This window comes from Pseudomonas sp. SMN11 (genome assembly GCF_052041945.1).
Taxonomy (GTDB): Bacteria; Pseudomonadota; Gammaproteobacteria; order Pseudomonadales; family Pseudomonadaceae; genus Aquipseudomonas.
On record NZ_JBKGGW010000034.1, the window covers coordinates 15696 to 28331 of the forward strand.

The 12636-nt window shown below is 64.8% G+C and carries 14 protein-coding genes; 4 read left to right on the forward strand and 10 right to left on the reverse strand.

What is annotated here, in order from left to right:
• Window positions 1-2: 2 nt before the first annotated feature.
• From ACLEJU_RS22820 to ACLEJU_RS22855, 8 genes are all read right to left on the reverse strand, one after another.
• Entirely contained in the window at window positions 3-1484 is a 1482-nt protein-coding gene (locus ACLEJU_RS22820) for an aldehyde dehydrogenase family protein (protein WP_435423056.1), read from the reverse strand.
• Entirely contained in the window at window positions 1481-2761 is a 1281-nt protein-coding gene (locus ACLEJU_RS22825) for an NAD(P)/FAD-dependent oxidoreductase (RefSeq protein ID WP_435423055.1), read from the reverse strand. The genes ACLEJU_RS22820 and ACLEJU_RS22825 overlap by 4 nt, the downstream gene beginning before the upstream one ends.
• A gap of 130 nt (window positions 2762-2891) precedes the next feature.
• The gene (locus ACLEJU_RS22830; RefSeq protein WP_435423054.1) at window positions 2892-3767 is read right to left on the reverse strand and encodes a dihydrodipicolinate synthase family protein; all 876 of its coding nucleotides are present in this window, start codon (window positions 3765-3767) and stop codon (window positions 2892-2894) included.
• A gap of 24 nt (window positions 3768-3791) precedes the next feature.
• Entirely contained in the window at window positions 3792-4457 is a 666-nt protein-coding gene (locus tag ACLEJU_RS22835; RefSeq protein ID WP_435423053.1) for an amino acid ABC transporter permease, read from the reverse strand.
• Between the two features lie 10 nt (window positions 4458-4467).
• A complete protein-coding gene (locus ACLEJU_RS22840) occupies window positions 4468-5139 on the reverse strand; it encodes an amino acid ABC transporter permease (RefSeq protein WP_435423052.1) in 672 nt (223 codons plus the stop codon).
• Between the two features lie 10 nt (window positions 5140-5149).
• The gene (locus tag ACLEJU_RS22845) at window positions 5150-5971 is read right to left on the reverse strand and encodes an amino acid ABC transporter ATP-binding protein (RefSeq protein ID WP_435423051.1); all 822 of its coding nucleotides are present in this window, start codon (window positions 5969-5971) and stop codon (window positions 5150-5152) included.
• Between the two features lie 49 nt (window positions 5972-6020).
• Complete coding sequence (locus ACLEJU_RS22850) at window positions 6021-6854, reverse strand: transporter substrate-binding domain-containing protein (protein ID WP_435423050.1); 834 nt, start codon at window positions 6852-6854, stop codon at window positions 6021-6023.
• A 215-nt stretch (window positions 6855-7069) separates the two neighbouring features.
• Window positions 7070-8467 carry a purine-cytosine permease family protein gene (locus ACLEJU_RS22855; protein ID WP_435423049.1) on the reverse strand — a complete coding sequence of 466 codons (1398 nt, stop codon included), beginning with the start codon at window positions 8465-8467 and terminating at the stop codon, window positions 7070-7072.
• 234 nt (window positions 8468-8701) lie between these two features.
• On the opposite strand from ACLEJU_RS22855, the gene ACLEJU_RS22860 reads away from it, so the two are divergent.
• The 4 genes from ACLEJU_RS22860 to ACLEJU_RS22875 all read left to right on the forward strand — a co-directional run bounded on the left by ACLEJU_RS22860 (window position 8702) and on the right by ACLEJU_RS22875 (window position 10750).
• The gene (locus ACLEJU_RS22860) at window positions 8702-9589 is read left to right on the forward strand and encodes an EamA family transporter (RefSeq protein WP_435423048.1); all 888 of its coding nucleotides are present in this window, start codon (window positions 8702-8704) and stop codon (window positions 9587-9589) included.
• Between the two features lie 59 nt (window positions 9590-9648).
• A complete protein-coding gene (locus ACLEJU_RS22865) occupies window positions 9649-9969 on the forward strand; it encodes a YbjQ family protein (RefSeq protein ID WP_110638227.1) in 321 nt (106 codons plus the stop codon).
• A 135-nt stretch (window positions 9970-10104) separates the two neighbouring features.
• Window positions 10105-10293: a hypothetical protein gene (locus tag ACLEJU_RS22870; RefSeq protein ID WP_110638228.1), complete on the forward strand. Its 189-nt coding sequence runs from the start codon at window positions 10105-10107 to the stop codon at window positions 10291-10293.
• A gap of 160 nt (window positions 10294-10453) precedes the next feature.
• Window positions 10454-10750 carry a hypothetical protein gene (locus tag ACLEJU_RS22875; RefSeq protein WP_435423047.1) on the forward strand — a complete coding sequence of 99 codons (297 nt, stop codon included), beginning with the start codon at window positions 10454-10456 and terminating at the stop codon, window positions 10748-10750.
• A 47-nt stretch (window positions 10751-10797) separates the two neighbouring features.
• Here ACLEJU_RS22875 and ACLEJU_RS22880 read toward each other — a convergent pair whose 3' ends face one another.
• On the reverse strand, window positions 10798-11130 hold the full coding sequence (locus ACLEJU_RS22880) for a hypothetical protein (RefSeq protein WP_027916800.1): 333 nt from the start codon (window positions 11128-11130) through the stop codon (window positions 10798-10800).
• Window positions 11131-11434: 304 nt separating this feature from the next.
• Window positions 11435-12571, reverse strand: a complete 1137-nt coding sequence (gene ampC, locus ACLEJU_RS22885) for a class C beta-lactamase (protein WP_435423046.1) — start codon at window positions 12569-12571, stop codon at window positions 11435-11437.
• Window positions 12572-12636 lie beyond the last annotated feature (65 nt).

Below are 12636 nucleotides of genomic sequence, written 5' to 3' on the forward strand. Positions count from 1 at the left end.
CCTCACTTGATGTACCAGCCCCAGGGCTGTTGGCTGTCGTAGCGGGTGATCTGCTTGGTTTCCAGGTAGTTGTTCAGGCCCCATTCACCCAGCTCGCGGCCGATCCCGCTGTGTTTGTACCCGCCCCAGGGGGCCTCGGTAAAGGTCGGTTGCGAGCAGTTGATCCAGACGATGCCGGCGCGGAACTTGCGGGCGACCCGCTCGCAGCGCTGCAGGTCTCTTGACATGACGGCCGCACCCAGGCCGAAGCGTGAGCGGTTGGCCGAGCGCACGGCTTCTTCTTCGCTATCGAAGGGTCGAACGCAGACCACTGGGCCAAAGATCTCTTCGTTCCAGATCCAGCTGTCTTCGGGCACGTCGGCGAACACGGTCGGCTGCACGTAGTAGCCTTTGTCGAGGTGCGCCGGGCGCTCACCGCCGCAGACCAGCCGCGCACCTTCTTCGCGACCGCGTTCGATGGCGGCCAGCACCTTGTCGTACTGGCCGCGGTTGACCAGCGGCCCGAGCAGCACGCCATCTTCCAGGCCGTTGCCGAGGGTGATCTTGCGCGCCTCCTGCTCAAGGCGGGCGAGCAGCGGCGCGTATAGCGCACGCTCCACCAGCACCCGGGAAGTGGCCGAGCAGACTTCGCCCTGGTTCCAGAAGATGCCGAACAGGATCCACTCCACCGCGGCATCCAGGTCGCTGTCGGCAAAGATCACGAACGGCGACTTGCCCCCCAGCTCCAGGCTGATGTTCTTGATGTCGCGGGCCGCCGCTTGCATGATCCGGCTGCCGGTGGGCACGCTGCCGGTGAAGGCCAACTTGTCGACATCCGGGTGCTCGGCCAAGGGGGCACCGGCGTCGGTACCGAGGCCGGTGACCACGTTCAGCACGCCTGCCGGCAGGCCGGCTTCATCGGCGATGCGGGCCAGCTCCAGGGCGGTGAGCGGGGTCAGTTCGGACGGCTTGAGCACCATCGTGCAGCCGGCCGCCAGGGCTGGCGCGACCTTCCAGGCGGCCATCAGCATCGGGAAGTTCCACGGGATGATCGCGCCGGCCACGCCGATCGGCTCCTTGCGGGCGAGCGCAGTGAAGCGATCGTCTGCCAGGGCGATACCTTGCTCGCGCTGATCGTCCAGCTTCTCGGCGAGCTCCGCGTAGTAGTCGAAGCAACCTGCGGTGTCACCGATGTCCCACAGCGCTTCAGGCAGCGGCTTGCCGTTGTCGCGCACTTCCAGCTCGGCCAGGGCTTGCTGGCGCTCGCGAATCAGCGCGGCGATACGGCGCAGCACGCGGGCGCGCTCATGGCCGGGCAGCTGTGGCCAGGGGCCGTTGTCGAAGGCGTTGCGGGCGGCCGCGACGGCGGCGTCGACGTCTTCGGCGGTGGCAGCGGCCACCTGGGTAATCAATGTTTCGTCGCTCGGGTCGATCGTGTCGAAGCGCCCGTTGTTGATGGGCGCGGTCCATTGGCCGTTGATGTACAGCTGGTCGTAGCGGTTCATGCATGTCCTCCGATAAGGGCGAAGCGTCGGGCGCTGAAGGGGCTGAGGTCCTGGGCCGGGCGGCGGCCGCCAGCGAGGTCGCTGATGAGGCGGCCGGTGGTGGCGCCGAGGGTGAGGCCGAGCTGGCCGTGGCCGAACGCCATGAGCACATTCTGCAGACGTGGCGAGCGGTCGATCACCGGTTTGGTGTCTGGCAGGAACGGGCGGTAGCCGACACCGAACTCCATGCCTTCGGTGCGCAGTTGCGGCAGCATCCGGCGGGCCTTTTCCAGGATGATTTCGGCGCGCCTGAAATTGGGTTGGGCATTGGGCCCGGCGAACTCGATGGTGCCGCCGATCTGCAGGCCACGGGTCATCGGTGCGAAGCAGAAGCCACCGTCGGCGTAGATCACCGAATGGCGGATCTCGACGCCAGGTTGCGGCAGCACCGCCTGGTAACCGGCGATGCCGGCCAGCGGAATATTGACCCCCAGCGTGTCGAAGAAGGGGCGCGCACCGGTACCAGCGGCGACCACCAGCAGGTCGGCGGGTACATGGGCACCGTCGGCCAGGGCCACGCCGCTGGCCTTGTCATGGTTTTCCTCGATCTTCAGCGCGCGCTGGCGGATGCGTTTGCCGCCCAGGGCGATGAAGCTCTCGGTCAGTGCGGCGATGAAGCCTTCGGTGTCGCTCACGGCGCGCCAGTCGGGGAACAGCAGGCCATGCTGGAACTTGCCGGCCAGGGCCGGTTCGAGGTCGCCGATAGCGGCGCCGTCCAGCTCTTCGGAACGGAAGCCCAGCTGCTTGCGCAGTTCCAGGTGCGGGCGTTCGTGAGCGAGGCCGGCGGGGGAGTCGAAGACTTCGAGGATCGGCCGCTGGCCAAGCAGGGACTTGTCCGGGCAGGCGTCTAGCAGCGGCGCGTAGTTCTCGTACACGTGCTGGGTCAGGCGCGCCATGTCCTGGGCGATTTCGTGGATCTTGGCCGGGCGGGCGCAGGCGAGAAAACGCATGAACCACGGCAGGATCCCCGGCAGCGCACTCGGGCGCAGGGCCAGGGGGCCATTCTGGTCGAGCAGCCAGCCGGGGATCTTCATCAGGATGCCGGGCTTGGACAGCGGGATCACTTCGCTCACGGCCATCTGCCCGCAGCTCCACTTGGCGGTGCTGTCGCCGGGGGCGGCGGGGTCGATCAGCGTCACCCGGTGGCCGTCGCGCTGCAGGTACAGCGCGCAGCAGACGCCGACGATGCCGCCGCCGATGACCACGGCCTGTTGCGGGGTAGGGTGCGGGTTGTTCATGGGTCAGGCTCTTGGGTGAAGGCGAGGGCTTTGCCCTCGATTCGCGGGACAAGCCCGCTCCTACAGGGTCCGCGCCGCTCTGTAGGAGCGGGCTTGCCCCGCGAATGGGCCGCAAAGCGGCCCCTTGCGATTACTGTTGCGAAGCTTCGAATACCTTGCGGAATTCGGCCTTTTCTTCATCCGTCAGCGGCAGCAGCGGGGCGCGGGCGTTGCCGACCTTGAAGCCGGCCAGCTCGGCGCCGTACTTGACCTTCTGCACGAACTTGCCGCTTTCCAGGTTGGCCATGGCCGGGAACAGGCTGCGCATCACCTGCTGGGCACCGCGGATGTCGCCGCGGGTGAAGGCCTGGTGGAAGGCCACGACCTTCTCCGGGAAGATGTTGGCCGGCCCGCAGATCCAGCTGTCGGCACCCCACAGGTAGAAGTCCAGGGCCTGGTCGTCGGAGCCACAGGACAGCTGGATCCCCTTGTATTTCTCACCGATCTCGATGGCGCGCAACAGGTTGCCGCTGCTTTCCTTGATGCCGATCACACGCGGGTGCTGGTGCAGTGCAGCGATCACGTCCATGCCGACTTCGACATTGGTGCGGATCGGGTAGTTGTAGAGCACCACGTTGATCTCGGGGAAGGCCTCGAGGATGGTCTGGTAATGGGCCAGCAGCTCTTCCTGCGAGGGCAGTGCGTAGTAGGGCGGGGCGATCAGCAGGTTGGTATAACCGGCGTCGACGGTTTGCCTGACCTGCTCCAGTACTTCACGGGTGCAAGAGCCGTTGGCCCCGGCAATCAGAGTGCCGCGGTCACCGACCACTTCCTTCACCGTGGCGAGGATCTGCCGGCGCTCGTCGTTGGCCAGGGCGTAGTATTCGCCGGTCGAGCCCAGCGGCACGAAGCCGCTGACGCCGGCGGCCAGCTGGTGTTCGAGGATCGCGGCGAGGGTGTCGTGGTCGACCTTGCCGGCGGCGTTGAACGGGGTGACCAGGGCAGGCAGGATGCCGTTGAGTTTCATGTGCAAGTCTCCTTGGGTGAGGTATCAGTAGGCGTAGCGACGCAGCAGGCGCCCTTCGATCACGCCGACCAGGCGGGTGAGCGGGAAGGCGACGAGGAAGTAGATGACCGCCACCGCCGAGAGGAACTCGACCGGGCGGGCGGTGCTGTTGGAAATGTTCTGGCCGACGAACATCAGGTCGGCGACACCGACCGAGGAGATCAGCGCGCTCTCCTTGAACAGGCTGACCACGTTCGACAGCAGCGGCGGCACGGCGCGCAGCAGGGCCTGGGGGAACACCACGTACAGCACCTTGACCCGGGAGTTCAGGCCCAGCGCAGTGCAGGCGTCGTGCTGTTCGCTGGCGATGGATTTGAGTGCGCCGCGGAAGGTCTCGCTGGTGATCGCCGCCATATACAGGGTCAGCGCGATCAACACCGAGCCGTAGGGCGGGATATCCACTCCGAATACCACCGGGAAGCAGAAGAACACCCAGAACAGCTGGATCAGCAGCGGTGTGCCGCGGAAGAACTCCACGTACAGGGTCAGCGGCAGGCGCAGCAGCGGCGTCCTGAACTGGCGCAGCAGGCTCAGCACGAAGCCGGCGAGGATGCCCAGCAGGGCGCACACGGCGGTGAATGCCAGGGTCAGGGCCAGGCCCTTGAGCAGCACCGGCCAGTAGTGCAGCACGACTGAAAAATCGAGTGGCATGGCGGTCTCCTCAGCGTTGCGCGGCCAGGTCCTGGCGCCGTTCGAACCACTGCACCAGCTGCGCGACCGGCAGCGACAGGGCGAAGTAGACCAGGGCGATCAGGGTGTAGGTTTCCAGCGGGCGGTAGGCCTCGGTGGCCAGGCTCTTGCCCACATACATCAGGTCGGCGACCGCGACGATGGCCACCAGCGCGCTCTGCTGCAGGGTGCCGATGCCATTGGTGATCAGCACCGGCAGGGCACTGCGCAGCGACTGCGGCAGCACCACGTACAGCGTGCGTTGCCAGCCCTTGAGGCCCAGCGCGATGGCGGCATCCAGATGCTCGCGCGGCACCGCCTGCACACCGGCCCGATAGGCCTCGGCATTGAACGCGGTGAGGTTCAGCCCCAGGGCCAGGAAGCCCATGGCGATCGGGTCGATGAACACGTTGAACAGCATCGGCACGCAGTAGAAGAACCAGACGATCTGCAGCAGCGCCGGGGTGCAGCGGAAGAACTCTATGAGCAGCTGCGCCGGCCAGCGGATGACCCACCAGCGGCTGAGCGCCATCAGGCACAGCACGAAGCCGCAGGTCAGGCCGATCAGGTTGGCCACCAGCGCAAGCTCAAGGGTGACCTTGAGGCCGTCGAGCAGCGCCGGCAGGCTGCCGTTGAGAAAGTGGAAGTCGAATTGGTAGTTCATCGCGGCGGCCTCAATCCAGGTGCAGGACCTTTTCCAGGAACTCGCGGGTACGCGGTTCGCGTGGGGAGGTGAACAGCTGCTCGGGGTGGCCTTGCTCGACCACCTTGCCGTTGGCGCAGAACACCACGCGGGTGGCGATATGCCGGGCGAAGTGCATGTCGTGGGTGACGATGATCATCGCCATCTTCTGCTCGGCCAGCTGCAGCATCACGTTCTGCACCTCGGTGACCATTTCCGGGTCCAGCGCCGAGGTGACTTCGTCGAACAGCATCAGGCGCGGTTCGAGCATCAGCGCCCGGGCAATCGCTACGCGCTGCTTCTGGCCGCCGGACAGCTGGCTGGGATAAGCGTGCAGCTTGCTTTCCAGGCCCAGCCGGGCGAGGTAGGCGCGGGCCTTTTCGGTGGCCTCGGCCTTGCTCAGGCCGTGCACCTTGACCGGCGCCAGGATCAGGTTGCCCAGCACCGACAGGTGCGGGAACAGCGTGTAGTGCTGGAACACCATGCCGACCTGCTTGTGCAGGGCTTCGTCCAGTGGCTTGCCGTGCTTGCGCTCGCCGGCGATGTAGGGCTTGCCCTGGAACTGGATGTGGCCGCCCTGGATGCCCTCCAGGCCCATCAGCACCCGCAGCAGCGAACTCTTGCCGCTGCCCGACGGGCCGATGATCACCAGGCGATCGTCGGCGCGCATGTCGAGGTTCATCCGGTCCATCACCACCAGCTGCTCGCCATAGGCCTTGCAGACGTCATGCAGCTGGATGAAATCGCCGCCCTGGGGCAAATCCGGGGTGAGCGAAGCCTGTGGCTGGGCAGCCACCAATCGGGGAGTGTTCATCGTTTCGTCTCCACGAAGGCGCATCGGGCGGCGCCTTCGGCACAGGGCTTTACTGGGCGGGCTTGTCGGCGGCGTTGGTTGCGGTCGACGCCTTGTCTACCAGCTTGTCGATCTCACCGGCTTCGCGGCGCTGGGTCAGGTAGATGTTGAGCACCGCAAGGTCCGCGGCGGACATCTCGCGCGAGACGCCAAACGACACGCCTTGCTTGGCCAGGGCCGGCGTGGGGAAGACTTCCCTGGCCCAGTCGTTGGCCAGGGCGAACAGATGGTTGGTGTCGCTGGCGTCGGCCAGCACGTCGGCGCGGCGTGACATCAGGGCCATACGGGTTTCGTCGGAGCCCGGCAGGCGCATCACGGTGGCGTTCTTCACAACGGCGGAGACGGCCTTGTCTGCGGCGGTGCCGGACATCACGGCAATGGTCACACCGGGTTTGTCGTAGTCGGTGATGACACTGCCGGCACCGCTGAACTTGGGGTTTTCCTTGTTCACCAGCAGCGACACCTGGTAGTCGGTAGCCGGCACCGAGAAGGCCACGGCGAGGGCGCGTTCCGGGGTCTGGTTGAGGGCCATGGCAAGGTCCCACTTGCCGCTTTGCAGGCCGGCGACCTGGTTGTCCCAGCTGGTGTCGACGAACTGTGCCTTGACCTTGAGTACCTTCTCGGCGAAATCGCGGCACAGATCGACGAAGTAGCCGCTGTACTGGCCGCTGGCGGCATCGCGCATCACGTAGGGCGCGGCAACGGCAGCGCCGCAGCGCAGCACGCCGGCTTTCTGGACGGCTTGCCACTGGGGGGCTTCAGCGGCCTGGGCGCTGAAGGCCAGGCCCATGACAGCGGCGCTGGCCAGGGTATTGCGGATGGAGCGGGGGACTGAAACGCGCATTTTTGACCTCTCCGTTGAACTTGTTGTTGTAGGCAGAAGGGCAAAGCTGAATCGCTGTGTGTTTATTTGAGTGTTGTGATGTGTGCAGCGATGTATTCAGGTTAGGCCCGAGCGCGAAATGTTGTCAACGGGGAGTTTTCTGCAGGCAAAAAAAAGACCTGTGGGAAGGGGCAGGCCCCTAGCCACAGGTCTTTTTGAATCAGAGGGTTATGTTATCAGCGCGCCTCCGGCACGATCATGCTGGCAGGGGCTTCGGCGGCACGTCGGCGCGCTACGCAATAGTACAGCACGCTCGGCACCACCAGCCCGATCAGCCATGACACATCCACGCCACCCAGGTGCGCGACCATCGGGCCGGTGTACAGCTTGGTGTCGATGAAGGGCATCTGCACCAGCACGCCAAAGGTGTAGACACTGATGCCAGGCCAGTTCCAGCGGCCATAGCGGCCCTCCGGATCGGCCAGGGCCGGGATGTCGTAGCGTTCTTTGGTGATGAAGTAGTAATCCACCAGGTTGACCGCGCTCCAAGGCACGAAGAAGGTCAGCAGGAACAGGATGAACGACTTGAACGCACTGAGGAACGAGTGCTGGCCGAGCAGGGCGACCAGGGTGGCGGCGCCGACGATGGCCAGTACGAACACCAGGCGTTGCACGCGGCTGATCGCCAGGTGGCCACGGAAGCCGCTGATGATGGTGGCGATGCACATGAAGCTGCCATAGGAGTTCAGCGTCGAGATGGTCACCTTGCCGAAGGCGATGCTGAAGTACAGCAACGCTGCGGTGGTACCGGCGCCGCCGAGGCCGACGATGTAGGCCACTTCACGCCCGCTGAACTGCCCGCCAGCGATGGCCGCAGCGAACACGCCGAGAATCATCGACGCCTGCGCGCCGACGACCGAACCCAGGCCAGCGGCGAGGAAGGTCTTCACCGGTGACGTGCTGCTCGGCAGGTAGCGCGAGTAGTCTGCCACGTAGGGGCCGAAGGCAATCTGCCAGGAGGCCGCCAGCGACACTGAGAGCAGGAAGGTGGCCCAGCTGAAGTGGCGGTTTTCCAGCAGCTGGCCGATGTCGGCGAGCATCAGGATGCGGCTGAACAGGTAAACGAAGGCGATGATGCCCAGCACGCTGGCGACCCGGCCGATCCAGTGGATTACCCGGTAGCCGGCCAGGGTGGCGAGCACGATCACCGAGGCGAAGATGAGGATGCCGGTGCTGTCGCTGACGCTCAGCAACTGACCGATGGCTTGCCCGGACAGCACCGTACCGGTGGCCGTGAAGCCCAGGTACATCAGGCATACCAGCACCATCGGGATGGCCGCGCCATACACGCCGAACTGCACGCGGCTGGAGATCATCTGCGGCAGGCCCAGTCGCGGGCCCTGGGCCGCATGCAGGGCCATGACCGCGCCACCGATCAACTGGCCCAGCAGCAGGCCGATCAGCGACCAGAACACGTCGCCGCCCAGCACCACGGCCAGGGCACCGGTGACGATGGCGGTAATTTGCAGGTTGGCGCCGAGCCAGAGGGTGAATTGGCTGTACAGCTTGCCATGGCGCTCGGCTTCGGGAATGTAGTCGATAGAGCGCCGTTCGAGCACGGATTTGCGGGACATTGAGGGCTCCACTTGATTGTTTTTGTGTCAGGGAGAGGGCCATCGCCGGCACGCTGCGCGGATGGCGTCTGCCTGATGTGAGCATGTCTATACAAGTAAGGTCAAGTGAAGCTTGCAAGCCATAACAGACAATCTGTTGCGCAAGGGTTGGCCACAACTGTGCTGGTCCCTGGTCGGAAAATGGCCTTATGCTGTTACGAAATATGTCTAGAACGCCTGAAGAAGGAAGTTGGAATGCCGCTCAAGGACCTGCTGATCGCCCTGGTGGTGATTGTCGCCTGGGGAGTCAATTTCGTGGTCATCAAGGTCGGCCTCGATGGCCTGCCGCCGATGCTGCTGGGGGCATTGCGCTTTCTGCTGGTGGCGTTTCCGGCCGTGCTCCTGGTCAAGCGGCCGAAGCTGCCGTGGTGCTGGCTGATCGCCTATGGCGCAACCATTTCCCTTGGCCAGTTCGCCTTCCTCTTCCAGGCCATGTACAGCGGCATGCCACCGGGCCTGGCGTCGCTGGTGCTGCAGTCGCAGGCTTTCTTCACCCTCGGTTTTGCCGCGCTGTTCCTGGGTGAGCGGCTGCGCCTGGCCAGTGTGCTGGGGCTGGTGGTGGCTGCCTGCGGCCTGGCGCTGATCGGCAGTGAAGACAGCGGCCATGTGCCGCTGGTGGCGTTGTTGCTGACCTTGTGTGGCGGGGCCATGTGGGGCATGGGCAACATCATCACCCGCCGCTTTGGCTCGGTGGATTTGGTGGCGCTGGTGATCTGGGGCGGGTTGATTCCGCCGCTGCCGTTCCTGGCCTTGTCGTGGTGGCTGGAAGGGCCGGAACGTATCGGCCATGCGCTGGCCAATATCAGCTGGAGTTCGGTGCTGGCGCTGGCGTACCTGGCATTCGTCGCCACCATGATCGGCTACAGCCTGTGGAGCAAGCTGCTGTCGCGCCACCCGGCGGGCAAGGTAGCGCCGTTCTCGCTGCTGGTGCCTGTGATCGGCCTGAGTTCGTCGGCGTGGTTGCTGGGTGAACGGTTGACGGCGGTGCAGGGCTGGGGTGCGCTGCTGGTGATGCTCGGCCTGTTGGTCAATGTGTTCGGGCCGAAGCTGGGGCAGCGTCTGCGGGCAGCCAGTGCGCAGTAGCGGAAGCAGCCGGCGCATTTGTTAGACTTGGCCTTTTTTGCAAGGCCAAGGAGCGCAACATGATCATCTCCACCACCAGCCAACTCGAAGGCCGCCCGATCGCCGAGTACCTTGGCGTGGTCAGCTCCGAATCGGTGCAGGGCATCAACTTCGTGCGCGATTTCTTCACACGCGTTCGCGATGTCTTCGGTGGCCGTTCGCAGACCCTGGAAAGCGCCCTGCGCCAGGCCCGCGAGCAGGCCACCGAGGAACTCATTGCGCGGGCACGGCAGTTGCAAGCCGATGCCGTGGTAGGCGTAGACTTCGAGATCAGTATGCCGTCGGTGCAAGGCGGCATGGTCGTGGTCTTCGCCACCGGTACCGCCGTGCGGCTGAAGTAGCCAAATGCCACTGGTCGGGTCTGCAGGTTTCGGCCAGGCAGTCCGCTTGTGACCGGCTAGTCTCACTGGCATAGGTCGCGTTTTTCAGGTCAGCCCATTGCTGGCCGACGCGGGCGCCACGGAATGGAGACAGGCATGAGCGACACCTTTTTCGAAGACACGAACGATGCATTCCCGATCAACAGCCAAGTACGTTGCGGTCAGGCGGCATTCAACCTGGGCTTCGCCCACATGACCCTGGACGACTCGGAAAACCTCAAGCCTGCACACCTGCAGCGCATCAAGAAGGGCCGTTTCACGCCACGGGTGCCAGCCAGGAAGTAAGCCTCGAAAAAGTGAACCGGCTCACACAACCCCGCCCGATGGCGGGGTTTTTTGTGGGTGTTGCTTGACCCTGCTCATGGTAACCGTGGGTTGCCCTCGCGATGGCGGCGCAGTTGTGGTCTTCTGGCGCGGCATCCAGGAAAAAGAGGATTGATTTTTCATGCGAGTCAGGGACGAGACCTATTGGCAGTGGGCCGACGCACGGTTACACAGCCGCTGCCATGACGAAGTGCTCAGCGACGGCACTTCGCTGGATATCCAGGTGCGCTTGTCGCGGCTCGGCGCCACGCAGCTGTTCCTTGGGCTGTATGGGCAAGATGGGCGAGCACTGCTGGAGGAGTACTACGCGTCGCGGCCTGGCGAGACCATGACCCGTGCGTTGGTGTGGGGTGTCGACCGGGCCCGGGCGTTGGCCACGGGTGCATTGCCCATGCCGCGGCGGCAACGGCGGGCATGAAAAAGCCCGGCCTATGCGGGCCGGGCTTCATAAGTGGCGGCGAACCCTCAGTTCAGCGGTTCGATCACCTTCACTGCCTGCCGCTCACGGGCGGCGGGCCATTCTTGTTGCAGGGTCTGCAGGACGCGGCCGACGAACTCGGTATCGGCGGCGGCCTTCTTGCCGACGTAGCCCTGGCCACGGCGGTAGACCTTGAAGCGGGCGCGCATGCTGGGCAGGTGCGCTTCGAATTCATCTTCGACCGTGTTCGGCGGCAGGCGGTCGATGCGCACCTCGCCGGTCTGGCTGACCCACAGCAGGTGGTCGTCGAGGCTGTCCTTGCGTACTGCGAACAGCTGGGCCAATTGGTCGATAGTCGGATTGTTGTTCAAGTTCATCATAAAGCCCCCATCACCTATTTGTTGTTGATTGTCACAGTTGGCGCCACCGGTTGTAGCGCACTACCAAGGCTGCTACAGCAGCATCGCAACAGGGGCTTTCTCACGCTGCCTTTTGGACAGATTCCCTCTCCACGGACGGCCTGCGTTACCGCGCAAGCCGTCTGGAACACCCTTGCCACCGCTCCCGATCAGGGAGACGGCTTCATCATGCACAAGGCTGATGAACGGCGTCAATGCTTTTGTAGTGAATATTTTTCGTCACTACATTTTTGTCATATTGTCTGGCAACTCACTCGCCGGTGACTCAGCGGTCGAGGCTGGACAGGATCTGGAAGGCCGCGCGGACCCGCGCCTCGTTGGGGTAATTGCGGTTGGCGAGCAGGACAATGGCCTTGCCTTCGGACGGGATGAAGGCTGCGTAGGCGCCGAAACCGCTGGTGGCCCCGGTCTTGTTGTACCAGGCGGCGGGCAGGGCCGGGAGCGCCGGGTTCAGGCGCTGGGTGGCTTGGGGCTCACGAATCAGGCGCGGGCTGTTGCCATCGACCAGTGTCTCCAGCGCGACCGGGTAAGGGTAGCGTTCCCAGCCCAGGCCCTGGGTCATGGCGCCCACCTTGAAGTAGCCGGCCTGGGTGATGGCGGTGGCTTTGCGCAGGGCCGGTGGCAATTCGTCAGGCTGCATGTGCAGGCGCACGTAGCGCAGCAGGTCGCTGGCGCTGGTCTTGATGCCGTAGGCTTCGTCGGCGTAGGGGCCGGGGCTGACGCGCACCGGGTGGTTCTGCGCGTCATAGCCTTGCGCATACAGTGGCTGTGCACGCTGTGGAACCTGCAGGTAGGTGTGCCGCAGGCCCATCTGCGGTAGCAGGTGCTCGGTCATGACGGCGGCGAATGGCTTGTGTTGCGCACGTGCCGCAAGGTCGCCGAACAGGCCCAGGCTCGGGTTGGAGTAGCAGCGCTGGGTGCCATGCTCGGTGCGCGGCTTCCAGTTGCGGAAGAACGCCAGCGTCTGCTCTGGCGTCTGTACTTCGTCGGGGAACTGCAACGGCAGGCAGTCAGCGCTGTAGGCGCCGAACTCCAGCATGCTGGTCTCGCCCAGGGGCGCGCCGGCCAGCGCGGGCTGGTAGCGACGGGCAGGGGCCTCAAGGTCGAGTTTGCCTTCGGCGCTGGCCAGGGCGGCGAGGGTGGCGGTGTAGGTCTTGCTCAGCGAGCCGATCTCGAACAGGGTGTCGGCGGTGACCGCGTTGCCGTCGGCTTTGCTGGCCACGCCATAGCTGAAGTAGTGGGCCTGGCCGTTGGCGTAGACCGCCACGGCCATGCCGGCGATGTCCTGCTCTTTCATCAGGGGCCGGATGACCTCGTCCACCTGGGCTTGCAAGGGTTCGGCAGCTTGCGCACAGGTGGAGCCGAAGAGGATGAGCAGTGGTGCAAGACGTACGAGCGGCATGCGAGGTTCCTTTTTTTGGGTGTGGCCGTCGAGGGTGTGTCCGTTGAGCGACACCGATGGGGGTT